The organism is Pantoea sp. sgz302252 (genome assembly GCF_042610525.1).
In the GTDB taxonomy this organism is placed as follows: Bacteria; Pseudomonadota; Gammaproteobacteria; order Enterobacterales; family Enterobacteriaceae; genus Erwinia.
This window is the reverse complement of the sequence record NZ_JBHDVM010000022.1, coordinates 1-26,803: the sequence shown is the minus strand read 5'-3', so window position 1 is coordinate 26,803 and position 26,803 is coordinate 1. Positions and strand designations below refer to the sequence as shown.

General features: G+C 54.8%; 22 protein-coding genes, 1 pseudogene and 1 riboswitch. Of the genes and pseudogenes, 12 read left to right on the top strand and 11 right to left on the bottom strand.

Annotated elements, in window-relative coordinates; genetic code table 11:
* From rplA to rpoC, 5 genes and pseudogenes are all read left to right on the top strand, one after another.
* A pseudogene (gene rplA, locus ACETPC_RS23340) lies at positions 1–406 on the top strand (50S ribosomal protein L1); the annotation flags it as partial.
* A 294-nt stretch (positions 407–700) separates the two neighbouring features.
* Positions 701–1,198 (top strand): 50S ribosomal protein L10, encoded by a 498-nt coding sequence (gene rplJ, locus ACETPC_RS23335; protein ID WP_125290945.1) that lies wholly within the window; start codon positions 701–703, stop codon positions 1,196–1,198.
* Between the two features lie 59 nt (positions 1,199–1,257).
* Positions 1,258–1,623 carry a 50S ribosomal protein L7/L12 gene (gene rplL, locus ACETPC_RS23330; RefSeq protein ID WP_253456287.1) on the top strand — a complete coding sequence of 122 codons (366 nt, stop codon included), beginning with the start codon at positions 1,258–1,260 and terminating at the stop codon, positions 1,621–1,623.
* 320 nt (positions 1,624–1,943) lie between these two features.
* On the top strand, positions 1,944–5,972 hold the full coding sequence (gene rpoB / locus ACETPC_RS23325; protein WP_380184829.1) for a DNA-directed RNA polymerase subunit beta: 4,029 nt from the start codon (positions 1,944–1,946) through the stop codon (positions 5,970–5,972).
* Positions 5,973–6,053: 81 nt separating this feature from the next.
* The gene (gene rpoC, locus ACETPC_RS23320) at positions 6,054–10,274 is read left to right on the top strand and encodes a DNA-directed RNA polymerase subunit beta' (protein WP_380184828.1); all 4,221 of its coding nucleotides are present in this window, start codon (positions 6,054–6,056) and stop codon (positions 10,272–10,274) included.
* 101 nt (positions 10,275–10,375) lie between these two features.
* Here rpoC and ACETPC_RS23315 read toward each other — a convergent pair whose 3' ends face one another.
* Both ACETPC_RS23315 and ACETPC_RS23310 read right to left on the bottom strand, forming a co-directional pair.
* The gene (locus ACETPC_RS23315; RefSeq protein WP_380184827.1) at positions 10,376–10,501 is read right to left on the bottom strand and encodes a hypothetical protein; all 126 of its coding nucleotides are present in this window, start codon (positions 10,499–10,501) and stop codon (positions 10,376–10,378) included.
* A gap of 475 nt (positions 10,502–10,976) precedes the next feature.
* Positions 10,977–11,168, bottom strand: coding sequence for a DUF1127 domain-containing protein (locus tag ACETPC_RS23310; protein WP_380184826.1), 192 nt, complete (start codon positions 11,166–11,168; stop codon positions 10,977–10,979).
* Positions 11,169–11,336: 168 nt separating this feature from the next.
* On the opposite strand from ACETPC_RS23310, the gene ACETPC_RS23305 reads away from it, so the two are divergent.
* On the top strand, positions 11,337–12,773 hold the full coding sequence (locus ACETPC_RS23305) for a PLP-dependent aminotransferase family protein (RefSeq protein ID WP_380184825.1): 1,437 nt from the start codon (positions 11,337–11,339) through the stop codon (positions 12,771–12,773).
* A gap of 43 nt (positions 12,774–12,816) precedes the next feature.
* On the opposite strand, the gene thiH is transcribed toward ACETPC_RS23305, so the two are convergent.
* From thiH to rsd, 7 genes are all read right to left on the bottom strand, one after another.
* A complete protein-coding gene (gene thiH, locus ACETPC_RS23300; protein WP_380184824.1) occupies positions 12,817–13,938 on the bottom strand; it encodes a 2-iminoacetate synthase ThiH in 1,122 nt (373 codons plus the stop codon).
* Positions 13,935–14,711, bottom strand: a complete 777-nt coding sequence (locus ACETPC_RS23295; RefSeq protein WP_380184823.1) for a thiazole synthase — start codon at positions 14,709–14,711, stop codon at positions 13,935–13,937. The genes thiH and ACETPC_RS23295 overlap by 4 nt, the downstream gene beginning before the upstream one ends.
* Position 14,712: 1 nt before the next feature.
* Positions 14,713–14,913 (bottom strand): sulfur carrier protein ThiS, encoded by a 201-nt coding sequence (gene thiS / locus ACETPC_RS23290; protein ID WP_380184822.1) that lies wholly within the window; start codon positions 14,911–14,913, stop codon positions 14,713–14,715.
* Positions 14,897–15,658 carry a HesA/MoeB/ThiF family protein gene (locus ACETPC_RS23285; protein WP_380184821.1) on the bottom strand — a complete coding sequence of 254 codons (762 nt, stop codon included), beginning with the start codon at positions 15,656–15,658 and terminating at the stop codon, positions 14,897–14,899. Before ACETPC_RS23285 ends, thiS begins: the two co-directional genes overlap by 17 nt.
* Entirely contained in the window at positions 15,651–16,292 is a 642-nt protein-coding gene (gene thiE, locus ACETPC_RS23280; protein ID WP_380184820.1) for a thiamine phosphate synthase, read from the bottom strand. The genes ACETPC_RS23285 and thiE overlap by 8 nt, the downstream gene beginning before the upstream one ends.
* Complete coding sequence (gene thiC / locus ACETPC_RS23275; protein ID WP_380184819.1) at positions 16,289–18,223, bottom strand: phosphomethylpyrimidine synthase ThiC; 1,935 nt, start codon at positions 18,221–18,223, stop codon at positions 16,289–16,291. Before thiC ends, thiE begins: the two co-directional genes overlap by 4 nt.
* Before the next feature lie 74 nt (positions 18,224–18,297).
* Positions 18,298–18,398: riboswitch (TPP riboswitch) on the bottom strand.
* Positions 18,399–18,489: 91 nt separating this feature from the next.
* Complete coding sequence (gene rsd / locus ACETPC_RS23270; protein ID WP_380184818.1) at positions 18,490–18,993, bottom strand: sigma D regulator; 504 nt, start codon at positions 18,991–18,993, stop codon at positions 18,490–18,492.
* 73 nt (positions 18,994–19,066) lie between these two features.
* Between rsd and nudC the strand changes: the two genes are divergently transcribed.
* The 6 genes from nudC (at position 19,067) to ACETPC_RS23240 (ending at position 23,458) form a co-directional block, all read left to right on the top strand.
* A complete protein-coding gene (gene nudC, locus ACETPC_RS23265) occupies positions 19,067–19,840 on the top strand; it encodes an NAD(+) diphosphatase (protein ID WP_380184817.1) in 774 nt (257 codons plus the stop codon).
* 39 nt (positions 19,841–19,879) lie between these two features.
* Positions 19,880–20,947 carry a uroporphyrinogen decarboxylase gene (hemE, locus tag ACETPC_RS23260; protein WP_380184816.1) on the top strand — a complete coding sequence of 356 codons (1,068 nt, stop codon included), beginning with the start codon at positions 19,880–19,882 and terminating at the stop codon, positions 20,945–20,947.
* A 2-nt stretch (positions 20,948–20,949) separates the two neighbouring features.
* Positions 20,950–21,618 carry a deoxyribonuclease V gene (nfi, locus tag ACETPC_RS23255; RefSeq protein WP_380184815.1) on the top strand — a complete coding sequence of 223 codons (669 nt, stop codon included), beginning with the start codon at positions 20,950–20,952 and terminating at the stop codon, positions 21,616–21,618.
* A gap of 65 nt (positions 21,619–21,683) precedes the next feature.
* The gene (locus ACETPC_RS23250) at positions 21,684–22,274 is read left to right on the top strand and encodes a YjaG family protein (protein WP_380184814.1); all 591 of its coding nucleotides are present in this window, start codon (positions 21,684–21,686) and stop codon (positions 22,272–22,274) included.
* A gap of 188 nt (positions 22,275–22,462) precedes the next feature.
* Positions 22,463–22,735, top strand: coding sequence for a nucleoid-associated protein HU-alpha (hupA, locus tag ACETPC_RS23245; protein ID WP_017803060.1), 273 nt, complete (start codon positions 22,463–22,465; stop codon positions 22,733–22,735).
* A 72-nt stretch (positions 22,736–22,807) separates the two neighbouring features.
* Positions 22,808–23,458, top strand: coding sequence for a DUF1481 domain-containing protein (locus ACETPC_RS23240; protein WP_380184813.1), 651 nt, complete (start codon positions 22,808–22,810; stop codon positions 23,456–23,458).
* Between the two features lie 39 nt (positions 23,459–23,497).
* On the opposite strand, the gene purD is transcribed toward ACETPC_RS23240, so the two are convergent.
* Complete coding sequence (gene purD, locus ACETPC_RS23235) at positions 23,498–24,778, bottom strand: phosphoribosylamine--glycine ligase (RefSeq protein ID WP_380184812.1); 1,281 nt, start codon at positions 24,776–24,778, stop codon at positions 23,498–23,500.
* Positions 24,779–24,791: 13 nt separating this feature from the next.
* Positions 24,792–26,381 (bottom strand): bifunctional phosphoribosylaminoimidazolecarboxamide formyltransferase/IMP cyclohydrolase, encoded by a 1,590-nt coding sequence (purH, locus tag ACETPC_RS23230; protein WP_380184811.1) that lies wholly within the window; start codon positions 26,379–26,381, stop codon positions 24,792–24,794.
* Positions 26,382–26,803 lie beyond the last annotated feature (422 nt).

Here is a 26,803-nt window from a genome sequence, read left to right as displayed (position 1 = left end):
GGCAGAGCAGATCAAAAAAGGCGAAATGAACTTTGACGTGGTTATCGCTTCTCCGGATGCGATGCGCGTTGTTGGCCAGCTGGGCCAGGTTCTGGGCCCACGCGGTCTGATGCCAAACCCGAAAGTAGGCACCGTTACCCCTAACGTTGCTGACGCGGTTAAAAACGCTAAAGCGGGCCAGGTTCGCTATCGTAACGACAAAAACGGCATCATCCATACCACTATCGGTAAGGTTGATTTCGAGTCCGATAAGCTGAAAGAAAACCTGGAAGCCCTGCTGGTTGCGCTGAAAAAAGCGAAACCTTCTCAGGCAAAAGGCGTTTTCATCAAGAAAGTTAGCATCTCCACCACTATGGGTGCAGGTGTAGCGGTTGATCAGGCTGGCCTGAACGCGGCAACTAACTAATCTGCTTTACGCGGGCGAAATTTTCTACTAGAATCTTACGCCCGTTGTTCTGCAATTGCGCAGAACCAGAATTTTCGGTTGGAGCCTGGCCTTATCCAGGCCTCCGTCCAAGACCGCAGGTGTTTCGCAAGAGACTTAATTTCCTGCGTAGACGGTGACAGAACCTGAAGAATATTTTTATAGTCTTTGCTGGATTCTGCTCACCGTGTTTGAGCGCCTGCTTACAGTAATGTTCGCAGGTGATGTGAGTTCCGGAGGAATCCTTCTCCGGTCAAAATCCAGGAGCAAAAGCTAATGGCATTAAATCTTCAAGACAAACAAGCGATTGTTGCTGAAGTCACCGAAGTAGCCAAAGGCGCGCTGTCTGCGGTAGTTGCGGATTCCCGCGGCGTGACCGTAGACAAAATGACTGAACTGCGTAAAGCAGGTCGTGAAGCTGGCGTTTACATGCGTGTTGTTCGCAACACCCTGCTGCGCCGCGTCGTTGAAGGAACTCAGTTTGAGATCCTGAAAGACACGTTTGTTGGTCCGACCCTGATTGCATACTCTATGGAACACCCGGGCGCTGCTGCTCGTCTGTTCAAAGAGTTCGCGAAAGCGAATGCAAAATTTGAGGTCAAAGCTGCGGCCTTTGAAGGTGAGCTGATCACGGCGGCGAATATCGACCGTCTGGCAACTCTGCCAACTTACGAAGAAGCGCTGGCACGTCTGATGTCGACCATGAAAGAAGCCGCTGCAGGCAAACTGGTCCGCACCCTGGCTGCCGTACGCGACGCCAAAGAAGCTGCTTAAGCTTTTTGCCCGTTGCACTTTTACGTATAAACTATTTCTGATTCACAGGAACAATTGTCATGTCTATCACTAAAGATCAAATTCTGGAAGCAGTAGCGGCTATGTCTGTAATGGACGTTGTTGAGCTGGTTTCCGCTATGGAAGAAAAATTCGGCGTTTCTGCTGCTGCTGCTGTAGCTGTTGCTGCAGGCCCGGCTGAAGCTGCTGAAGAAAAAACTGAGTTCGACGTTGTACTGAAAGCTATCGGCGCTAACAAAGTTGCCGTGATCAAAGCAGTACGTGGCGCAACTGGTCTGGGCCTGAAAGAAGCTAAAGACCTGGTTGAGTCTGCACCTGCTGCCCTGAAAGAAGGCATCAGCAAAGACGACGCAGAAGCTCTGAAGAAATCCCTGGAAGAAGCTGGCGCGGAAGTTGAAGTTAAATAAGCCAGGCTTTCAGTTTGCAGCCTGAGTTAATCGGGCTGACGGCTGGTGACTTTTTGGTCACCAGCCTTTTTGCGCTGTAGAGCATCAGTGATGTTTCACACCGTTTAGTCACTGATTTGCTTAATGTCTTTTTCTATCGACGCCTTAATATACTGCTTTCCCGCAGGGTTCCCTGCCTTGCACGGCAATGAAATGATTTAAGAGTGATAGAAAGAGGTATTACGGAAGCTGTTCATTCCGACCCAACAAAATAGTGTTGCATGAACTGTCCCCCCTGGACGGACAGCGAGGTTCTACTTTTCAGCGAGCTGAGGAACCCTATGGTTTACTCCTATACCGAGAAAAAACGCATTCGTAAGGATTTTGGAAAACGTCCGCAGGTTCTGGACATTCCTTATCTCCTTTCTATCCAGCTTGACTCGTTCCAGAAGTTCATCGAGCAAGATCCGGAAGGTCAATATGGTCTGGAAGCGGCATTCCGTTCTGTATTCCCAATTCAAAGCTATAGCGGTAATTCTGAGCTGCAGTACGTCAGCTACCGCTTAGGCGAGCCTGTCTTTGATGTAAAAGAGTGTCAGATCCGTGGCGTCACGTATTCTGCTCCTCTGCGCGTAAAACTGCGCCTGGTGATCTACGAGCGTGAAGCGCCGGAAGGCACCGTGAAGGACATCAAAGAGCAGGAAGTCTACATGGGCGAAATTCCGCTCATGACCGATAACGGTACCTTTGTCATCAACGGTACAGAGCGTGTTATCGTTTCTCAGCTGCATCGTAGTCCTGGCGTCTTCTTCGACAGCGATAAGGGTAAAACCCACTCTTCGGGTAAAGTGCTGTATAACGCACGTATCATCCCTTACCGTGGTTCCTGGTTAGACTTTGAGTTTGACCCGAAAGACAACCTGTTCGTTCGTATTGACCGTCGCCGCAAACTGCCAGCGACCATTATTCTGCGCGCGCTGAACTATACCACTGAGCAGATCCTGGATTTGTTCTTTGAGAAAGTTGTTTACGAAATTCGTAACAACAAGCTGCAGATGGAGCTGGTGCCAGAGCGCCTGCGCGGTGAGACTGCCTCCTTCGATATCGAAGCAAACGGCACCGTCTACGTCGAAAAAGGCCGCCGCATCACGGCACGCCATATTCGTCAGCTGGAAAAAGATGGCGTTGAGCACATCGAAGTTCCGGTTGAATATATCGCGGGTAAAGTCGTCGCTAAAGATTACATCGACGAAAGCACCGGCGAGTTGATCGTTGCCGCGAACATGGAGCTGTCGCTGGATCTGCTGGCTAAACTGAGTCAGTCCGGTCACAAGCGCATCGAAACCCTGTTCACCAACGACCTGGATCACGGCCCGTACATCTCCGAGACCGTACGCGTCGACCCAACCACCGATCGCCTGAGCGCGCTGGTTGAGATCTACCGCATGATGCGTCCTGGCGAACCGCCAACGCGTGAAGCGGCTGAAAATCTGTTCGAGAACCTGTTCTTCTCTGAAGACCGCTATGACCTTTCTGCGGTTGGCCGCATGAAGTTCAACCGTTCTCTGCTGCGTGACGAGATCGAAGGTTCCGGTATCCTGAGCAAAGACGACATCATCGAAGTGATGAAGAAGCTCATCGGTATCCGTAACGGTATTGGCGAAGTGGATGATATCGACCACCTCGGCAACCGTCGTATCCGTTCCGTCGGCGAAATGGCTGAGAACCAGTTCCGTGTAGGTCTGGTACGTGTTGAGCGTGCGGTGAAAGAGCGTCTTTCTTTGGGCGATCTCGATACCCTGATGCCTCAGGATATGATCAACGCCAAGCCGATTTCTGCGGCAGTGAAAGAGTTCTTTGGTTCCAGCCAGCTGTCACAGTTTATGGACCAGAACAACCCGCTGTCTGAGATCACGCACAAGCGTCGTATCTCTGCACTTGGCCCGGGCGGTCTGACGCGTGAGCGCGCAGGCTTCGAAGTTCGAGACGTTCACCCGACTCACTACGGTCGCGTGTGCCCAATCGAAACGCCTGAAGGTCCAAACATCGGTCTGATTAACTCGCTGTCCGTGTACGCACAGACCAACGAGTACGGTTTCCTGGAAACCCCATACCGTCGCGTACGCGAAGGCGTGGTAACCGACGAAATTCATTACCTCTCTGCTATTGAAGAGGGTAACTACGTTATCGCTCAGGCTAACACCAACCTCGACGACGAAGGCCACTTCGTAGACGACCTGGTGACCTGCCGTAGCAAAGGCGAATCGAGCCTGTTCAGCCGCGACCAGGTTGACTACATGGACGTTTCCACCCAGCAGGTGGTTTCCGTCGGTGCGTCCCTGATCCCGTTCCTGGAGCACGATGACGCCAACCGCGCATTGATGGGTGCAAACATGCAACGTCAGGCGGTTCCTACTCTGCGCGCTGACAAGCCGCTGGTTGGTACCGGTATGGAACGCGCGGTAGCGGTTGACTCCGGTGTAACAGCCGTAGCGAAACGTGGCGGTACCGTCCAGTACGTTGACGCATCCCGTATCGTTATCAAAGTTAACGAAGACGAGATGTATCCGGGCGAAGCGGGCATCGACATCTACAACCTGACCAAGTACACCCGTTCGAACCAGAACACCTGCATCAACCAGATGCCGTGTGTGAACCTGGGCGAGCCAATCGAGCGCGGCGACGTGCTGGCAGATGGCCCGTCAACGGATCTGGGCGAACTGGCGCTGGGCCAGAACATGCGCGTGGCGTTCATGCCGTGGAACGGCTACAACTTCGAAGACTCCATTCTGGTCTCCGAGCGTGTGGTACAGGAAGATCGCTTTACCACCATCCATATTCAGGAACTGGCGTGCGTGTCCCGTGACACCAAGCTGGGGCCAGAAGAGATCACTGCCGACATCCCTAACGTGGGTGAAGCTGCGCTCTCCAAGCTGGATGAATCCGGTATCGTTTATATCGGTGCGGAAGTAACCGGCGGCGACATTCTGGTTGGTAAGGTAACGCCTAAAGGCGAAACCCAGCTGACGCCAGAAGAGAAACTGCTGCGCGCGATCTTCGGTGAGAAAGCGTCTGACGTTAAAGACTCTTCTCTGCGCGTGCCAAACGGCGTATCCGGTACCGTTATTGACGTACAGGTCTTTACCCGCGATGGCGTGGAAAAAGACAAGCGCGCGCTGGAAATCGAAGAGATGCAGTTGAAGCAGGCGAAGAAAGACCTGTCTGAAGAACTGCAGATCCTCGAAGCTGGCCTGTTCAGCCGTATCAACTACCTGCTGGTTTCCGGCGGCGTGGAAGCGGAAAAACTGGACAAGCTGCCGCGCGAGCGCTGGCTTGAACTGGGCCTGGCCGACGAAGAAAAACAGAGTCAGCTGGAGCAGCTGGCAGAGCAGTACGACGAGCTGAAGCACGAGTTTGAGAAGAAACTCGAAGCGAAACGCCGCAAAATCACTCAGGGCGATGACCTGGCACCTGGCGTGCTGAAAATCGTGAAAGTGTATCTGGCCGTTAAGCGTCAGATCCAGCCTGGTGACAAGATGGCAGGTCGTCACGGGAACAAAGGTGTTATCTCCAAGATCAACCCGATCGAAGATATGCCATACGATGAGAACGGCACGCCGGTCGATATCGTACTGAACCCGCTGGGCGTACCATCACGTATGAACATTGGTCAGATTCTGGAAACCCACCTGGGTATGGCTGCGAAAGGCATTGGCGAGAAAATTAACGCCATGCTGAAGCGTCAGGAAGAAGTGACCAAACTGCGTGAGTTTATTCAGCGCGCTTACGATCTGGGCACCGACGTGCGTCAGAAAGTAGACCTGAATACCTTCAGCGATGACGAAGTACTGCGTCTGGCAGAGAACCTGAAAAAAGGTATGCCAATCGCCACGCCAGTGTTTGACGGCGCGAAAGAGAGCGAGATCAAAGAGCTGCTGCAGCTCGGCGGCCTGCCTTCTTCCGGTCAGATTACCCTGTTCGATGGCCGTACCGGCGAGCAGTTCGAGCGTCAGGTTACCGTTGGCTACATGTACATGCTGAAGCTCAACCACTTAGTGGATGACAAAATGCACGCGCGTTCTACCGGTTCTTACAGCCTGGTTACCCAGCAGCCGCTGGGTGGTAAGGCGCAGTTCGGTGGACAGCGCTTCGGTGAGATGGAAGTGTGGGCGCTGGAAGCATACGGCGCCGCCTATACCCTGCAGGAAATGCTGACCGTGAAGTCTGATGACGTTAACGGCCGTACCAAGATGTATAAAAACATCGTTGACGGCAACCATCAGATGGAACCAGGCATGCCGGAATCCTTCAACGTACTGTTGAAAGAGATCCGCTCGCTGGGTATCAACATCGAGCTGGAAGACGAGTAAGCACTCGAATTTGTACTGGTTACGAGATGGCCTGGTTCGCCAGGCCGTCTTGAGAAGTCTCACTCCGACGGGAGCTAATCCGTGAAAGACTTACTTAAGTTTCTGAAAGCGCAAACTAAGACCGAAGAGTTTGATGCGATCAAAATTGCTCTGGCCTCGCCAGACATGATCCGTTCCTGGTCTTTCGGCGAAGTTAAAAAGCCGGAAACCATTAACTACCGTACGTTCAAACCAGAACGTGACGGGCTTTTCTGTGCGCGTATTTTCGGGCCGGTAAAAGATTACGAATGCCTGTGCGGTAAGTACAAGCGTTTAAAACACCGCGGCGTGATCTGCGAGAAGTGTGGCGTTGAAGTTACACAGACCAAAGTTCGCCGTGAGCGTATGGGCCACATTGAGCTGGCTTCGCCAACGGCACACATCTGGTTCCTGAAATCGCTGCCGTCACGCATCGGTTTACTGCTGGATATGCCGCTGCGCGATATCGAACGCGTGCTGTACTTCGAATCCTATGTGGTTGTTGAAGGCGGCATGACCAACCTTGAGCGCCGTCAGATCCTGACTGAAGAGCAGTATCTGGACGCGCTGGAAGAGTTCGGCGACGAGTTCGACGCGAAGATGGGCGCGGAAGCGGTTCAGGCCCTATTGAAAAACATGGATCTGGAGCAGGAGTGCGAGCAGCTGCGTGAAGAGCTGAACGAAACCAACTCCGAAACCAAGCGCAAGAAGCTGACCAAGCGTATCAAGCTGCTGGAAGCGTTCGTGCAGTCTGGCAACAAGCCAGAGTGGATGATCCTGACCGTGCTGCCTGTACTGCCACCGGATCTGCGTCCGCTGGTACCGCTGGACGGTGGTCGTTTCGCTACGTCAGATCTGAACGATCTGTATCGTCGCGTTATCAACCGTAACAACCGTCTGAAACGCCTGCTGGATCTGGCCGCGCCTGACATCATCGTACGTAACGAAAAACGTATGCTGCAGGAAGCGGTAGATGCGCTGCTGGATAACGGCCGTCGCGGTCGTGCCATCACCGGTTCTAACAAGCGTCCGCTGAAATCTTTGGCCGATATGATCAAAGGTAAGCAGGGTCGTTTCCGTCAGAACCTGCTCGGTAAGCGTGTTGACTACTCTGGCCGTTCCGTTATCACCGTTGGTCCATACCTGCGTCTGCACCAGTGTGGTCTGCCGAAGAAAATGGCGCTGGAGCTGTTCAAACCGTTCATCTACGGCAAGCTGGAGCTGCGTGGTCTTGCTACCACCATCAAAGCCGCCAAGAAAATGGTTGAGCGTGAAGAAGCCGTCGTCTGGGATATCCTGGATGAAGTGATCCGCGAACACCCGGTGCTGCTGAACCGTGCGCCAACGCTGCACCGTCTGGGCATCCAGGCGTTTGAGCCAGTACTGATCGAAGGTAAAGCTATTCAGCTGCACCCGCTGGTTTGTGCGGCCTATAACGCCGACTTCGATGGTGACCAGATGGCTGTTCACGTGCCGCTGACGCTGGAAGCCCAGCTGGAAGCACGCGCGCTGATGATGTCTACCAACAACATCCTGTCACCTGCGAACGGCGAGCCAATCATCGTTCCTTCTCAGGACGTTGTACTGGGTCTGTACTACATGACCCGCGACTGTGTTAACGCCAAAGGCGAAGGCATGGTGCTGACTGGTCCAAAAGAAGCCGAGCGTATTTACCGCGCTGGCCTGGCCTCTCTGCACGCTCGCGTTAAGGTGCGTATCACCGAGCACGAGAAGAACGAGCAGGGCGAATGGACTTCAAAAACCAGCCTGATCGACACCACCATTGGTCGTGCGATCCTGTGGATGATCGTGCCAAAAGGCCTGCCTTACTCCATCGTCAACCAGGCGCTGGGTAAGAAAGCGATCTCTAAGATGCTGAACACCTGTTACCGCATCCTGGGCCTGAAGCCAACGGTTATCTTTGCTGACCAGACCATGTACACCGGTTTTGCCTACGCGGCACGCTCCGGCGCGTCTGTAGGTATCGACGACATGGTGATCCCAGAGAAGAAAATCGAGATCATCAGCGAAGCGGAAACCGAAGTTGCCGAGATCCAGGAGCAGTTCCAGTCTGGTCTGGTAACCGCTGGCGAACGCTATAACAAAGTGATCGATATCTGGGCCGCGGCCAACGAACGCGTTGCGAAAGCGATGATGGAAAACCTCTCTACCGAAGTGGTCATCAACCGCGACGGTGAAGAAGAGCGCCAGGTTTCCTTCAACAGCATCTTTATGATGGCCGACTCCGGTGCTCGTGGTTCTGCTGCGCAGATCCGTCAGCTGGCCGGTATGCGTGGCCTGATGGCTAAGCCAGACGGCTCCATCATCGAGACGCCAATTACCGCGAACTTCCGTGAAGGTCTGAACGTACTCCAGTACTTCATCTCGACCCACGGTGCTCGTAAAGGTCTTGCGGATACCGCACTGAAAACCGCGAACTCCGGTTACCTGACTCGTCGTCTGGTAGACGTAGCGCAGGATCTGGTGGTGACCGAGGACGACTGTGGCACGCACGAAGGCATCATGATGACTCCGGTTATCGAAGGTGGCGACGTTAAAGAACCGCTGCGCGAACGCGTACTGGGTCGTGTGACTGCAGAAGACGTGCTGAAACCAGGCACGGCAGATATCCTGCTGCCGCGCAACACCCTGCTGCACGAACAGCAGTGTGACCTGTTGGAAGAGCATTCTGTCGACAGCCTGAAAGTTCGCTCCGTGGTTAGTTGTGAAACCGACTTCGGCGTGTGCGCCCACTGTTATGGACGCGATCTGGCGCGTGGTCACATCATCAACAAAGGTGAGGCCATCGGCGTTATCGCAGCACAGTCCATCGGTGAGCCGGGTACACAGCTGACGATGCGTACGTTCCACATCGGTGGTGCGGCATCTCGTGCGGCTGCTGAATCCAGCATTCAGGTGAAGAACAAAGGTACCATTAAACTCTCTAACGCCAAGTCGGTTACCAACTCCGCGGGCAAACTGGTTATCACCTCGCGTAACACCGAGCTGAAAATGATCGATGAATTCGGTCGTACCAAAGAGAGCTATAAGGTTCCTTACGGTTCTACCATGGCAAAAGGCGACGGCGAGCAGGTTGCAGCGGGCGAGACCGTAGCAAACTGGGATCCGCACACCATGCCGGTTATCACCGAAGTGAGCGGTTTCGTGCGCTTCACCGATATGATCGACGGCCAGACCATTACCCGTCAGACGGATGACCTGACCGGTCTTTCTTCTCTGGTGATCCTGGACAGTGCAGAACGTACTTCCGGCGGTAAAGATCTGCGTCCTGCGCTGAAAATCGTGGATGCTAACGGCAACGACGTAATGATCCCAGGCTCGGATATGCCTGCTCAGTACTTCCTGCCAGGTAAAGCGATTGTGCAGCTGGAAGACGGCGTGAAGATCAGCTCGGGTGATACCCTGGCTCGTGTTCCGCAGGAATCCGGCGGTACCAAGGACATCACCGGTGGTCTGCCACGCGTTGCTGACCTGTTCGAAGCGCGTCGTCCGAAAGAGCCGGCAATCCTGGCTGAAATCAGCGGCATCATTTCCTTCGGTAAAGAGACCAAAGGCAAGCGTCGTCTGGTTATCACCCCGGTTGACGGTAGCGATCCGTACGAAGAGATGATTCCGAAGTGGCGTCAGCTGAACGTGTTCGAAGGTGAACGCGTAGAGCGCGGCGACGTAGTCTCCGATGGCCCAGAGTCACCACATGACATTCTGCGTCTGCGTGGCGTGCATGCAGTGACCCGTTATATCACTAACGAAGTGCAGGAAGTTTACCGCCTGCAGGGCGTTAAGATTAACGATAAGCACATCGAAGTTATCGTGCGTCAGATGCTGCGTAAAGCCACCATCGAAAGTGCAGGCAGCTCTGACTTCCTGGATGGCGAGCAGGTTGAAGTTTCACGCGTTAAGATTTCTAACCGTGAGCTGGAAGCCAACGGCAAAATCGCGGCAACCTATATGCGCGATCTGCTGGGTATCACCAAAGCGTCGCTGGCGACCGAGTCCTTTATCTCGGCCGCATCCTTCCAGGAAACAACGCGCGTACTGACCGAAGCAGCCGTTGCGGGCAAACGCGACGAACTGCGCGGCCTGAAAGAGAACGTTATCGTGGGCCGTCTGATCCCAGCCGGTACCGGTTACGCTTATCACCAGGATCGTATGCGCCGTCGCGCAGCGGGCGAACTGCCTGCCGCGCCTCAGGTTACCGCAGACGAAGCTTCCGCCAGCCTGGCGGAACTGCTGAACGCGGGTCTGGGCGGCAACGACGACTAATCGCTGTTTCAGTCGATCTAAACCCCACTTCGGTGGGGTTTTTTTTGGCTAAAATTCAGCGTTGGTAATAAAAAAGCCGCTCGTGAGAGCGGCTTGAGGCCTTACCTGTTCTGATACAAGTTGAGCTGGATAGTAATATCTGACAGGCGAACCTGCCAGCCACCTTCTCCGCTCATTATCAGCGCCATGAATAACGTGACTAATAAAAGCCCGGTACGTCGTTTCATGGGAGATTCCTTCCTCAGGAACCGCTATCGTCTGCAACCCGCCGAAATGCCACAAACGAAACAAGCAGTGGTTGGCTTGCTTTCACGGCATGCTATAACAGACCCTTCTCTCTGGTTCGGCGGCCTGCGGCAACAGGTGAGAAGGCTGCAGGGCAACAATAACAACTGGAGATAAGGCCGGCATTTTTTTATCCGACAAATACGAGAGGTTACGCAACGGATATCGGGTTTTCATGCGGGTTACAAAATTTGTGTGACTCAATTCTCATGGAGAAAACAGCACCAGAATTGAACGGAAAAACAGCTGGTTTTTTATCTTCGCTGGTTCTATATTGGCTTTGTGGTTGGCTTGTAATCGCAATTAAGCAGTAAAGTTCTTGAGAGGACGGCAATCCCCTTCTGAACTAAAAAACCCCGCGCTGGCGGGGTTTTTTATTGTCTGGCTTGCCCTGCTTTTAGTTTTGCCTGGCCCGTTTTATCGATATTTTTTTACATCTTCGCTGGTCAGACCGATATCTTTTAGCTGCGCATCGCTCAGTCGTGCTAATACTTTACGGCTATAGGCCCGATGCCGCCATGCCAGCCAGAGCCGCCGCGGCAACCTGAACATCAATATAAAGGGCGATGCCTTAAAAGGCTTACCGCCTTTGTTCTCATTGAATTCCATACTCGTCTCCTCATTGCGCCGTAACACTATTTTGTGCGGGCATGGAAAAGCGATACAGATGCAATAATCACTTTTATTTAACATACAAACTGCGCGATAGTAGTTCTGAATGGGGATTTGCCTCGCTATCTGTACTGATTTGCCATCCGAAAAGGAAAAAAGGAAACGATGACTCGTTATCAGCATCTGGCCAGGCTGCTGGCGCAGCGGATTAACCAGGGGCTTTATGTCTGTGGAGAGCGTCTGCCGTCGGTCAGGGCGCTGAGTAGAGAACACGGCGTCAGCATCAGTACAGTTCAACAGGCTTATTACTTGCTGGAAGAACAGCAGCTGATTACGCCGCAGCCGCGCTCGGGCTATTTTGTTACGCCACATCAATCTGCTCATCCAATGCCTGCGTTGACACGTCCGCCGCAACATCCCGTGGACGTTACGCAATGGGAAGCCGTGCTGGAGCAGATTAATATGCGTCAGCAGCCGGGGATTATGCAGTTTGGCGACTGTACGCCCGATCTGACGCAGCCAACGCTCAAATCGCTATGGAAAATCATCAGCCGCATTGGACAGCAGCAGGATATCCGGTTGCTCAGGTACGAACATTTTTATGGCGCTCCGGAATTAAGAGAGCAGGTCGCGCGTCTGGCTATCGATAGCGGCTGCCATCTGACGCCGGAAGAAATTGTCGCCACCAACGGCTGTCATGAGGCGCTCTCTATTGCCATTCGGGCCGTCTGCCAGGCTGGCGATATCGTGGCGGTCGAATCGCCCGGTTATCATGGCATTCTGCAAATTCTGCACGGCCTGAATGTAAAAGTGATTGAAATTCCTACCGATTCACAAACAGGCATCAGCCTGGAAGCGCTGGAGCTGGCGCTGGATCAGTGGCCGGTCAAAGCGGTTATTGTGGTGCCCAACTGCAATAATCCGCTGGGATTTATTATGCCGGAACGCCGGAAGCGCGCTTTACTGGCGCTGGCGCAGCGTTTTGATATCGCGATTATTGAAGATGATGTTTACGGAGAGCTGGCATGGGAATACCCGCGTCCGCCCGCGATAAAAGCTTTTGACAGCGATGGGCGGGTGCTGCTTTGTAGCTCTTTTTCCAAAACGCTGGGGCCAGGTTTACGCGTGGGCTGGGTCGTGCCTGGACGTTATCTGGATCGCGTGCTGCATATGAAGTACATAGTTACCGGCTTTACGGTACAGCAGACACAGTTTGCGGTAGCGGAATTTATACGCCAGGGATGCTACCCGGCGCATCTTCGTAAAATGCGGCAGCTTTACCAACGTAATCTGGAAGCTTTTACCGCTGCCGTGCTGCAACATTTTCCCTGCGGCATCTGCGTTACCCGGCCGCAGGGCGGCTACCTGTTATGGATAGAACTACCGGAAGTGGTAGACACGGCAAAGCTGAACAAACGGATGCATGAAAGCGGGATCCAGATCGCTGTCGGCTCGCTGCTTTCCGCCTCCGGAAAGTATCAAAACTGCCTGCGTCTCAATTACGGCCAGCCTTTTAATGCCAGTACGGAAGAAGCGTTGAAAAAACTGGGCGAGGCCATTCAGCAGGCAATGGAAGAAGATTTGGTGGAGCTGGAAAAATAAGCCAGGCCCGGCAAAAGCCGGACGCTGCTTTATGAGTTATGGCTCAAGCCCTTCCCAGCCAGCTATCCCAGTCTTTCCAGACCGGCTGCATGCCAGCTTTAACCAGCGCCTCGGCAACCTGCTGCGGGTGGCGGTTATCGTGTGGTGAAAACTGTTCCAGCTCGCTTTGCCCATCCGCATAGCCGCCGGGCTGCGTTTTCGAAAAGGCGCTGAGCGTATTGATTGCCAGCGGGACGACTTTATCGCGGAACTGCGGCGACTCGCGCGTTGACAGTGACTGCTCAACTTCCGGCGCAAACAGACGAAAAGCGCAAATAACCTGTACCAGCTGCGCCTCATCCATCAGCGAAGCGGGCTGAATGCCGCCCGCGCAGGGCCGCAACCGGGGAAAAGCAACGGAGTAGCGGCTTTGCCAGTAAGTTTTTTGCAGCCACAGCAGATGCTCAGCCATCATGTAGCAGTCGGCACGCCAGCTATCAGAAAGACCGATTAGCGCGCCCAGCCCAATCTTATCGATGCCCGCGCGGCCCAGCCGATCCGGCGTTTCCAGGCGGAAAAAGAAATCCTGCTTGTTGCCTTTCAGGTGATGCTGGCCGTAGACAGTTGGATGATAGGTTTCCTGATAAACCAGCACGCCATCCAGCCCCAGCGTTTTCAGCTCGGCATATTCCGTCTGCGCCAGCGGCTGCACTTCCATCATCAGCGAGCTGAAATGCGCACGGATCGCGGGAAGATGCTGGCGGAAATAATCCATGCCCACTTTTGTCTGGTGTTCGCCGGTTACCAGCAGCAGTTGATCGAAGCCCATCGCGCGGATCGCCTGGCATTCGCGCTCGATCTCCAGCGCATCCAGCGTCTTACGCTTTATACGGTTGCTCATTGAGAAACCGCAGTAGGTGCAGTCGTTAGCGCACAGGTTAGAAAGATAAAGCGGCACAAACAAATTGACGGCGTGCCCGAAGCGCTGGCGCGTTAAAAGCTGCGCCTTTTGCGCCATAGGCTCCAGCCAGGCCTGGGCGGCTGGCGAGAGTAGCGCCATCAACTCTTCACGGCCTACAACAGGTGCATTGAGCGCCCGCTCCACATCGGCAGAAGTTTTGCTGTTAATGCGCAGGCGGATATCGTCCCAGTCCAGCTTTTCCCACTGCGAGACAAAATTCTTCATGCCGTTGCTCCGCTTTGCAAAAAGCTGGTGAGCGGGCTGGTGGCAACAGCCTGCTGATGTCGGCTGCCTAATCCGCTTTGCCTTGCCAGTTCGCCAGCTTCGACCGCCAGCCGAAAAGCGCGTGCCATCTGCACCGGATCGCGCGCTGAAGCCATTGCGGTATTAACCAGCACCGCGTCAGCACCCATTTCCAGCGCTTCGCTGGCATGGCTGGGCGCGCCGATACCGGCATCTATTACGACAGGTACACCAGCCTGTTCAATAATAATTGCCAGCAAATCGCGGGTTTTCAGCCCTTGATTACTGCCAATAGGCGCGCCAAGCGGCATAACGGCGGCGCAGCCTGCTTCTTCCAGTCTTTTGCATAACACCGGATCCGCATGACAGTAGGGCAGCACGGTAAAGCCTTCACGGACCAGCGTTTCGGCAGCTTTCAGCGTTTCTATGGCATCCGGCAGCAGATAGCGGACGTCGGGATGAATTTCCAGTTTTACCCAATGCGTGCCCAGCGCCTCGCGCGCCAAACGAGCAGCGAATACGGCTTCCTCAGCGGTTTTCGCCCCGGATGTATTAGGCAGTAGCTGTACGCCCAGCTGGCGTAGCGGCTCAAGGATCCCGTCATCGCCGCCGCGCAAGTCCACGCGCTTCATCGCCATAGTGACCAGCTGCGTACCGGACTCTTGCAGCGCATTAAGCATCATAGTCGGGCTGGAGAACTTACCGGTGCCGGTGAACAGACGAGAAGAAAAGGTTTTATCAGCGATCTGTAGCATATCAGCCTCCGGCGATAGCCTGGAAAATCACCAGTTCATCGCCTTCCTGTAAAAGATGGGTAGACCAGCGCTCTCGCGGCACTATCTGTTGGTTAACGGCCAGCGCGGTACCGGGCTGCCGACGGGAAAGTTGTTCCAGCAGCACCGCCAGCGTTAGCGGCGCGTCCAGCGTATGCGGCTCATCATTAATGACGATGTTCACGATCGCCTCCGCATACCGGACAGCCTGAACTGCGTTCAAGGCTTAGCGTGCGCCAGGTCTGCGCCTTGCCATCAAACAGGCGCAGCTTGCCGTCCAGAGCTGAAGCGTGACCGGCGAGCATTTTTAGTGCTTCCAGCGCCTGCAGCGTGCCCATTACGCCCACCACCGGGCCAAGGACGCCAGCGGTGCGGCAGTTGCGCTGCGGCTCTGTCCGATCCGGCCACAGGCAGCAGTAACAGCCGTGGCTGAAAGGCGGCGCTATCACCATCAGTTGCCCCCCGAAGCCAACCGCGCTGGCGCTGATTAGCGGCGTACCGCTTGCCACGCAGGCAGCATTGACGGCATGGCGTGTCTGCATGTTATCGCTACAGTCCAGTACCAGATCGACCCACTGTGCCGTTTCCTGTAAGGATTCGGCATCCATACGCCGTTCAAGGGCAATAAATTCGACCTGCGGATTCAGCGCCTGCAAACGCTCTTTCGCTAACGCGGCTTTTGGCTGGCCGGCATCGCTGCTACGGTAGAGGAGTTGGCGCTGTAAATTGCTGATATGCACTTTGTCGTCATCGGCCAGCAGCAGTTTGCCAACACCCGCAGCGGCAAGATAGGCGGCGGCGGGCGATCCTAAGCCGCCCAAACCAACAATCAGCACGCTGGCTGCCTGGAGTTTTTCCTGCGCTGCCGGGCCAAACTCTTCCAGTAACAGCTGGCGGCTGTAGCGCATAAAATCACTGTCGCTAAGCATTTTCGCCTCCGGTTCCGGCCAGGGCCAGCAACTGCTTAGTTGCCGCTCGCCAGTCTGCGGCCTGGGTAATAGCGCTGACTACGGCAATGCTGCCGACGCCGGTTGCCAAAACTTCAGGCGCTCTTTGCAGTGAAATGCCGCCAATGGCAACTGTTGATATGCCCTGTAAACGCGAGACGTGGCGTTTAAGCTCCTGCAGGCCCTGAGGTGAGGAAGGCATCTCTTTAGTTTGAGTTGGAAAAACGTGGCCCAGCGCGATGTAAGAAGGGCGCTCCGCCAGCGCGCGATCCAGTTCTGCATCGTCATGGGTGGAAAGCCCCAGCCGCAGCCCGACGCGATGAATAGCATCCAGATCGGCGATATCCAAATCTTCCTGGCCCAGATGCACGCCGTAAGCGTCATGTTTGATCGCCAGCCGCCAATAGTCGTTGATAAACAGGCGCGCCTGATAACGTTTGCCCAACGCGATAGCGACGGCGATATCTTTTTCTACCGCTTCTTCCGGCAGATCTTTGATGCGGAGCTGTAGGGTACGCACGCCCGCTTCCAGCAGGCGCGCAATCCATTCAACCGTATCCACCACAGGATAAAGTCCCAACTTTGCTTCCGTCAGGGGAAAAGGGCCGCGGCTCATGCTTTTTCCTCCTGCGCCAGGGCGTCAGCGGCATGGTATAACTCACCGCCGCGGCTGCGGAACGCCTGTGACATTTCCGCCATGCCAACTTCTATCGGCTGTGCCTGCGCTTCCTGTTTCGCAGCGTACTCACGAACTTCCTGAGTGATTTTCATTGAGCAGAATTTTGGCCCGCACATTGAGCAAAAATGGGCGACCTTGCCGGATTCCTGCGGCAGGGTTTCATCGTGATAAGCGCGAGCGGTATGCGGATCCAGCGCCAGGTTAAACTGATCTTCCCAGCGGAACTCGAAGCGGGCTTTCGACATAGCGTTATCGCGGATTTGCGCGCCAGGATGGCCTTTAGCAAGATCGGCAGCGTGTGCCGCAATTTTGTAGGTAATTAATCCCTGCTTTACATCTTCCTTGTTCGGCAGGCCAAGGTGTTCCTTTGGCGTCACGTAGCAGAGCATGGCGCAACCGAACCAGCCAATCATTGCCGCGCCGATACCAGAAGTAAAATGGTCGTAACCCGGCGCGATATCAGTTGTTAGCGGGCCAAGCGTATAGAATGGCGCTTCGTGGCAGTGTTCCAGCTGTTCGGTCATATTGCGGCGGATCATCTGCATCGGCACATGTCCTGGCCCTTCAATCATCACCTGCACGTCATATTCCCAGGCGATTTTGGTCAGCTCGCCCAGCGTGCGCAGCTCGGCGAACTGCGCTTCGTCGTTGGCATCCTGAATAGAACCGGGACGCAGTCCGTCGCCGAGCGACAGAGAGACGTCATAAGCGGCGCAGATCTCGCAAATTTCGCGGAAGTGTTCATAGAGAAAGCTTTCACGATGATGCGACAAACACCACTTGGCCATAATAGATCCGCCGCGCGAAACGATGCCGGTCAGGCGTTTAGCGGTCATCGGCACGTAGCGCAGCAGGACGCCGGCATGGATAGTAAAGTAATCTACGCCTTGTTCAGCCTGTTCCAGCAGCGTATCGCGGAAAACTTCCCAGTCCAAAGCTTCCGCCACGCCATTAACCTTTTCCAGCGCCTGATAGATGGGAACTGTGCCAATCGGCACCGGACTGTTGCGCAGGATCCACTCGCGGGTCTCATGAATATTGCGCCCTGTAGAGAGATCCATCACCGTATCTGCGCCCCAGCGCGCTGACCAGACCAGTTTTTCCACTTCCTCTTCAATTGAGGAGCTGACTGCGGAGTTACCAATGTTGGCGTTAATTTTCACCAGGAAGTTACGGCCGATAATCATCGGTTCCGATTCGGGATGATTGATATTGGCGGGAATAATGGCGCGCCCGGCAGCGACTTCCTGCCTCACGAATTCAGGGGTAATATTTTCCGGCAGCTGTGCACCAAAGCCGTGCCCTGGATGCTGCTGTAGCAGCACCTCGCTGCGGATGCGCTCGCGGCCCATATTTTCACGCAGCGCGATAAACTCCATTTCCGGCGTGATGATGCCCAGCCGGGCATAGTGCAGTTGAGTAACGCAGCGGCCAGCCAGAGCGCGGCGCGGACGCGGCAGGTTATCAAAGCGCAAATGATCCAGACCTTCGTCCGCCAGGCGTTGCTGCGTATAAACAGAGCTGAGTTGCTCAATAGGTTGAGTATCGCCGCGTTCAGCAACCCAGTCCTCCCGCAGCCTGGCTATTCCGGCATGCACGTCGATGACGGCTGCGGGATCGCCATAGGGGCCAGCGGTATCGTAAACCGGTACGGCTTCGTTCTCTTCAAACTGCGGATTTTCTTTGCTGCCGCCAGTTAGCGTCGGACTGAGCTGAATTTCGCGCATCGGCACGCGTAAATCGGCTCTGGATCCGGTCAGATAAATGCGTCTGGAGTTGGGAAAGGCAGCGCCCTTAAGAGAATCGATAAACTGTTGGGCTGCGGCGCGCTGTTCGCGTCTGGTTGGCTTTTTAACTGGGGTAGACATAGCAAGTTCCTGATTGAGCGGAAATTTGCTTGTCCGGAGTTCGGATGAGTAAGCGCAGGGCTGCGAGCCCCCACTGAACCTTTACTCTTGTTCCCTACGCAGGTATTAACCTGGTCAGGTTCCGCGGATCCCGAATAAACGGTCTCAGCCCCAGGGGGCACTCCGACAAGAAGAAATCTGGCTTGCGCCAGGGCAATCATGTGATTGCCCATTCAGCATAAAGGGGCTTTATGGAAAGCTCAAGCGTTTTACAAATTTATAACTTATCAGGCGGGACGAGCCATCGCAGCGTCGTTAGCGGCTGGTTTCTCGGCGTATTTCTCCAGCGCCAGCTGAATAAACTTGTCTTCCAGCGTAAAGCGGGCTTCCAGCACTTCGCCGACCATCGACAGCGCCTGCTGGAACTCCAGGTAGTTATCGTGATCGATGGCGTTTTCCAGGTGGGCGTCGTAGATCTTCATGATCTGTTCGGTGTTCGCCTGAAGAGAAGGATAAATCAGCGCCGCTTTAGAAAGCTGCTCGGTGCCTTCCATCTCCTGAATAAAACGTTCATAAGCGGTGAAGTGGCCGGTAGAGAGATAGTCCACCAGGCTCTGGCAAAAATTATCCAGCGCGTTTTCATCAAGCGAAGTCAGCGATTCCTTGTTAGGCTTAATGCCAACCATCTGATAATAGGCAACTAAAAGCTGCTTGCGTGAAGTAAGGCAAAAGTCTACCAGTTCGCTACATCCGCCTACGCGTGAGGTCAGAACTTCCAGCTGGTCAAGCATGAGTGACTCCAAAAGTGTTATTTTTAACTGTCTATCCCGATCCGGTAAGGCGTGAAGTGAGGATGAGCAATTTATGGAACTTGAGATTTCAAGCGTAGACGCTGGCTGGTGGGTTGTCAGCCATGAACAGAAACTTTGGCTACCAAAAGGTCAATTACCGTACGGTAGCGCACAAAATTTAGGCCTGGCAGGATCAAAAGGATCCCTGATCGGCGAGTGGCAGGGTGAACCGGTACGGCTGATCTGTGAAAACCGTCCGGAAGGGATGGCGTCGCTACGACAGCTGATCGATCAGGATCCTGCACTGTTTCAGCTGGCGGGACGCGGCATCCAGCTGGCCGAATTTTATCGTTCGCACAAGTGGTGCGGCTACTGCGGTCACGCTATGCACCGCAGCAAAACGGAATGGGCTTGTTTATGCAGCCATTGCCGCCAGCGCTACTACCCGCAAATCGCGCCCTGCATCATAGTGGCGATCCGCCGGGACGATAAAATCCTGCTGGCCCAGCATACTCGCCATCGCAACGGCATCTATACGGTGCTGGCCGGTTTTGTGGAGGTAGGCGAAACCCTTGAGCAAACCGTTGCGCGCGAAGTCATGGAAGAGAGCGGCATCAAAGTAAAAAACCTGCGCTACGTCTCTTCCCAGCCGTGGCCTTTCCCGCAGTCGCTGATGATGGCTTTTATGGCCGATTACGACAGCGGCGAAATTAACATCGATCCCAAAGAGCTGCTTGATGCTGGCTGGTATCGTTTTGACGCCTTGCCGCAGCTGCCGCCAGCGGGCACGGTAGCACGAAGGCTGATTGAAGACACCGTAGCGCTCTGCCGCGCCGAGGCGGAATAACTGATATACTGTGCGTCTGAATAAAAAAGAGTCCTGAAGATGAGTGAACTGAAGAACGATCGTTATTTGCGTGCGCTGCTGCGTCAGCCGGTAGACGTCACGCCCGTGTGGATGATGCGCCAGGCGGGACGCTATTTGCCAGAGTACAAGGCAACACGTGCTCAGGCTGGCGATTTTATGTCGCTGTGCAAAAATGCCGAGCTGGCGTGCGAAGTCACGCTGCAGCCGCTGCGCCGCTATGCGCTGGATGCGGCGATCCTCTTCTCCGATATCCTGACCATTCCCGATGCAATGGGGCTGGGACTCTATTTTGAAGCTGGCGAAGGCCCGCGCTTCTCTTCACCGGTGACCTGCCGCGCGGACGTAGAAAAACTTCCCGTCTTCGATCCCGAGCAGGAACTGGGCTACGTGATGAATGCGGTACGCACCATCCGTAAAAACCTTAAGGGCGAAGTGCCGCTGATCGGTTTCTCCGGCAGTCCGTGGACGCTGGCGACCTATATGGTGGAAGGCGGCAGCAGCAAAGCCTTTACCAAACTGAAAAAGATGATGTACGCCGAGCCGGAAACCCTGCATCTGATGCTGGATAAACTGGCGGACAGCGTAACGCTTTACCTGAATGCGCAGATCCGTGCGGGCGCGCAGTCGGTGATGATTTTCGATACCTGGGGTGGCGTACTGACCGGGCGCGACTATCTGCAATTCTCGCTGCACTACATGCACAAAATCGTGGATGGCCTGCTGCGTGAAAACGATGGCCGCCGCGTGCCGGTAACGCTGTTTACCAAAGGCGGCGGCCAGTGGCTGGAAGCGATGGCGGAAACCGGCTGCGATGCGCTTGGCCTGGACTGGACCACCGATATCGGCGAGGCGCGCCGTCGCGTCGGCCATAAGGTAGCGCTACAGGGCAATATGGATCCTTCAATGCTCTACGCTTCGCCTGCCCGTATCGAGCAGGAAGTGGCGGGCATACTTCAGGGCTTCGGCAAGGGCACGGGCCACGTGTTTAACCTGGGCCACGGCATTCATCAGGATGTGCCGCCGGAACACGCGGGTGCTTTTGTGGAGGCCGTCCACAAACTTTCGGGGCAGTATCACCAGGACTAGTCATGGATATACAGGCATTAAAGCAGGAACAGACGACGCGTGCAGCAGAAGTGGTACGCGCTGATGATTTTGAAGTAATGCCGCCGCGCTATATCGCCGGGGCGGATGTAGGATTTGAACAGGGCGGCGAGGTAACGCGAGCCGCCCTGGTGCTGCTGGAGTATCCGTCGCTGAAGCTAATCGAGCATCGTGTCGCGCGAATAGCCACTACCATGCCCTATATTCCCGGGTTTCTCTCGTTTCGCGAATATCCGGCGTTGCTGGCCGCGTGGGAAATGCTGGAGCAAAAGCCAGACCTGCTGTTTGTCGACGGCCAGGGCATCGCTCATCCGCGCCGCCTGGGCGTCGCCAGCCATTTTGGCCTGATGATCGATGTACCGACTATCGGCGTGGCTAAACGTCGCCTGTGCGGCAAGTTTGAACCTTTAGGCGATGAGCCCGGCTCACGCCAGCCGCTGATGGATAAGGGCGAACAAATCGGCTGGGTGCTGCGCAGCAAAAAGCGCTGTAATCCTCTGTTTATCTCGCCGGGCCATCGTGTCAGCGTCGATACCGCGCTGAACTGGGTGGAAACCTGCCTGCAGGGCTATCGCCTGCCGGAACCGACCCGCTGGGCGGATGCCGTCGCCTCTAACCGGCCCGCCTTTGCCCGTCTCGGTATCCCGCTATAACGGTGTGAGGCGGCAGTTTTTCGGTTACACTGCACGCCGCGCACTTTTGTTTAAGAGATCCCAACATGTTACGTAATCCGATTCACCTGCGGCTGGAAAAGCTGGAAAGCTGGCAGCACGTTACTTTTATGGCCTGCCTGTGTGAGCGTATGTATCCCAACTACTGGGCCTTTTGCCAGCAGACCGGCTTCGGCGACGGGCAGCTTTATCGCCGTATCCTGGACCTGGTGTGGGAAACGCTGGTGGTCAAGGACGCTAAAGTGAATTTTGATTCGCAGCTGGAAAAGCTGGAAGAGGCGATTCCGGCGGCAGAGGATTACGACCTGTACGGCGTCTATCCAGCCATTGACGCCTGCGTGGCCTTAAGTGAGCTGCTGCATTCCCGTTTAAGCGGCGAAACTCTGGCTCATGCGATCGCCGTTAGCGAGGCTTCAATCACCACAGTTGCAATGCTGGAAATGACCCAGGCCGAGCGCGAAATGACCGAGGAAGAGCTAAAAGCCAATCCCGCTGTCGAAGAGGAATGGGACATCCAGTGGGAAATTTTTCGCCTGCTCAGCGCCTGCGAAGAAAGGGATCTCGAGCTGATAAAAGGCCTACGTTCCGACCTGCGGGAAGCGGGGATCAGCAATATCGGTATAAATTTTCAGCAGTAAGGCGAGAAAACGTGACTTCAGGCCTGATTTGTAGCGCCTTAAGGCTTCACATTCGCCCCCAGTCTGGTCTACATTTGGGGGGCTGAAAAAAGTGGCTATCGGTGCGTGTATGCAGGAGAGTGCCAGAAACTGGTTTTTCCCTCGCACTCGATGCTTAGCAAGCGATAAATACACTGTAAGGATAACTTATGAACAAGACTCAACTGATTGATGTAATTGCGGACAAAGCGGACCTGTCTAAGACCCAGGCTAAAGCTGCACTGGAATCCACTCTGGCTGCGATTACTGAGTCTCTGAAAGAAGGTGATGCTGTACAACTGGTTGGTTTTGGTACTTTTAAAGTTAACCACCGTGCTGAGCGTACTGGCCGCAACCCGCAGACTGGCAACGAAATCAAAATTGCAGCTGCAAACGTACCGGCATTTGTTTCTGGTAAAGCACTGAAAGACGCCGTTAAATAATCAACGGTGAAAAGTTTTAAACAGGGGGGCGATAAGCCCCTTTTGTTCAGGCTTTTTCGTTCGGGGAAGCGCGTGAACCGTTCTTCCTGTTTTTCTCTGCTGTGCCTGCTACTAACAGGCTGTAGTTCGCAGCACACTCCCGATTTTACCGCCAGCGGCTATCTGGCCGACCGCGGCGCCGTACGTATCTGGCGCAAAGAGCACTCTCCTCGCAGTACTCATCTGCAAACCGTCTATACCCCTTTTAACGAGCCGGTAACGGAAATCACGGATTACCAGTGGCAACAGGACAAACTGATTTCAATCGAGCGGCATAGCGCCGGCAGCCATACGGAGAGCGTCACCCTACGCTTTGACCAGAACGGTCGTCTGAGCTTTATGCAGCGGCAGCTGGCAAACCGCCGCGAAGCGCTCTCTGCTGACGCTGTAGCGCTTTATCAGTTTGATGCGGGACGTATGCTGGCTATCAGCAACGATCTGTTAAAAGGCCGCGTAAGGCTGTTACAGGGACATCGGACGGCTTCGGGCGCGGTAACTTTATGCGATGGCAATAATGCTTCGCCTGATTTTGACGAAAATGCGGTGCGCTATATCGTTCAGCACCAGCAGGCCTCTGGTGAACCGCTTAGCCTTGCCTGGCTGGAAGCGCCGGGCGGCACTCAGCTGCTGTTGGCAACGCAGGAAAATCTTTGCGCCGCTGAGCCTCAGGCAGATAGTTTTTGAGAAGAGAAAGGGGATGAAGTGCTCATCCCCCGAAGTGATTTACTTACGGCCAATGGCGCGGTAACCAATATCTTTGCGGCAGAAGCTGCCGTTCCAGGAGACAGGCTTAGCCAGCTCGTAAGCGCGTTTTTGAGCGGCAGCTACGTCTTCGCCCAGGGCTGTTACACACAGCACGCGCCCACCGTTAGTCACAACCAGATCGTCCTGCATTTTTGTACCAGCGTGGAAAACTTTGCCGTCCGGCGTCTCTTCCAGCGGCAGACCGTGGATCTGGTCGCCGGTATTGTAGTCGCCAGGGTAGCCGCCAGCCGCCAGCACTACACCCAGTGAAGGGCGCGGATCCCACACCGAATCTTTAGTATCCAGCTTGCCGTCAACAGCGGCCAGGCAAAGATCCACCAGATCCGACTGCAGGCGCAGCATGATCGGCTGCGTTTCCGGATCGCCGAAGCGGCAGTTAAACTCGATCACCTTCGGCTGGCCATTTTTGTCGATCATCAGACCGGCGTAGAGGAAACCAGTGTAGACGTTGCCTTCCGCCGCCATGCCGCGTACGGTTGGCCAGATAACTTCATCCATCACGCGCTGGTGGATTTCGTCAGTTACTACTGGTGCTGGAGAATAGGCGCCCATACCGCCGGTGTTCGGGCCAGTATCGCCATCGCCCACACGCTTGTGATCCTGGCTGGTCGCCATCGGCAGCACGTTCTTGCCATCGACCATCACGATAAAGCTGGCTTCCTCGCCGTCCAGAAACTCCTCCACCACGATACGATGTCCGGCGTCGCCGAAAGCGTTACCGGCCAGCATATCTTTAATAGCTTCTTCCGCTTCCTGCAACGTCATCGCTACTATTACGCCTTTGCCCGCAGCCAGGCCATCAGCTTTGATCACGATTGGCGCGCCTTTTTCACGAGTGTAGGCCAGCGCGGCATCTACATCGGTAAAGTTCTGGTATTCCGCCGTAGGGATTTTGTGGCGCGCAAGGAAATCTTTGGTGAAGGCTTTTGAGCCTTCAAGCTGCGCGGCAGCCTGCGTTGGGCCAAAGATCTTCAGGCCTTCGGCGCGGAAAGCATCAACCACGCCAATCACCAGCGGCGCTTCCGGACCGACAATGGTCAGATCGATGTTTTCTCGCTTAGCAAAATCCAGCAGGGCAGGAATATCCGTCGCGCTGATAGCTACGTTCTGTAAGGCTGGTTCCAGCGCGGTGCCAGCGTTACCCGGCGCTACAAATACGGTTTCCGCCAGCGGCGACTGAGAAGCTTTCCACGCCAGCGCATGTTCGCGGCCGCCATTGCCAATTACTAAAATCTTCATGGTCTGTTCCTTATTAATGGCGGAAGTGGCGCATATTGGTGAAAATCATTGCGATACCGTGTTCATCGGCCGCTGCGATAACTTCTTCGTCGCGAATTGAACCACCCGGCTGGATCACGCAGCTCACGCCTGCTTCGGCTGCCGCATCAATACCGTCACGGAAAGGGAAGAAGGCGTCAGAAGCCAGCGCGCAGCCTTCAACGACCAAACCTTCGTCTTTAGCTTTGATGCCAGCGATTTTGGCTGAGTAAACACGGCTCATCTGGCCTGCGCCAATGCCTACGGTCATATTGTCGCGGGCATAAACGATAGCGTTGGATTTGACGAATTTAGCCACCTTCCAGCAAAACAGCGCGTCACGCAACTCCTGTTCGGTCGGCTGGCGCTTGCTTACTACACGTAGCTGGCTTTCTTCTACCATGCCCAGATCGCGATCCTGAACCAGCAGGCCGCCGTTCACGCGTTTGAAATCCAGGCCCGGTTTGCGCTGCTTCCACTCGCCGCACACCAGCACACGAACGTTCTGCTTAGCTGAAGTTACTTTTAAGGCTTCCTCGCTCGCAGATGGCGCAATAATCACTTCGACAAACTGGCGGCTGATAATCGCCTGCGCGGTCGCTTCATCCAGCTCGCGGTTGAAGGCAATGATGCCACCGAAAGCAGAAGTCGGATCGGTTTTATAAGCCAGCTCGTAAGCGCCCAGAATGGAATCGCTAATCGCCACGCCGCAAGGGTTGGCATGCTTGACGATAACGCAGGCTGGTTCGCTGAACTCTTTCACACATTCCAGCGCCGCATCGGTATCGGCGATGTTGTTATAGGAAAGCGCTTTGCCCTGAATCTGCTGCGCGGTGGCGACCGAAGCCTCAGTGACATCTTCTTCTATATAGAAGGCGGCATCCTGATGGCTGTTTTCGCCGTAACGCATATCCTGCTTTTTGATGAAGTTCAGGTTAAGCGTGCGAGGGAAGCGCCCGGCCGGTTCGCTGGTTTCACCATGATAGGCCGGAACCAGACTGCCGAAGTAGTTAGCGATCATGCTGTCGTAGGCGGCGGTATGCTCAAAAGCCTTAATCGCCAGGTCAAAGCGGGTTGCCAGCTGAAGCGAGTTATTGTTAGCGTCCATCTCGGCAATAACAGCGTCATAGTCGCTGCTCTTCACCACGATAGCTACGTCTTTATGGTTCTTGGCCGCAGAGCGAACCATTGTCGGGCCGCCAATATCAATATTCTCTACCGCGTCTTCCAGTGAGCAGCCTTCGCGTGCCACTGTTTGCGCAAAGGGATAAAGGTTAACAACTACCATGTCGATAGGCGCTATGCCATGTTCCTGCATAATGGCACCGTCCTGGTCGCGACGTCCCAGAATACCGCCGTGTACTTTAGGGTGCAGAGTTTTGACGCGGCCATCCATCATTTCCGGGAAACCGGTGTAGTCGGACACTTCTGTAACGGGTAAACCGGCTTCTGCCAGCAAGCGGGCGGTGCCGCCAGTGGAAAGCAGTTCAACACCGCGCGCGGAAAGCGCCTGGGCAAATTCGAGGATACCGGCTTTGTCGGACACGCTGAGCAGGGCGCGGCGTACAGGACGAGGTTGTTGCATGAGGTTTTATCCCTTGGCTTTGGTTCGCATAGATAAGAGCGTTACATCAATCTTAGCGTTTTCCCTCTTCTATATAGAAAGAACGCGGCAAAGATTCAGGTAACGCCCCCAAATGGGGGCCGGGATTTTTCCGGGGCATTGTAGCGAAAACGTTTGCGCGATGCTCGTCTAAATTTACCTGTGCCCGCTAATGTGGATAAGTTTGTGGGTAAATGCGTATAAACAGGCCTTTTGCTGTGGAATGCAGCGAACGCGCTATTTTTCTAAAATTAGGGGTTGTCAGGGCGCGAGAACTCCCTATAATGCGCAACCACTGAGACGGCACAACGGCTTACAGCCAGCGGCTCAGGAGGTTCAGGAAGCTGAACCGCCGGAGAAAAACTTCTGAAAAAGAAGTTGACTCTGAAGGAGGAAAGCGTATT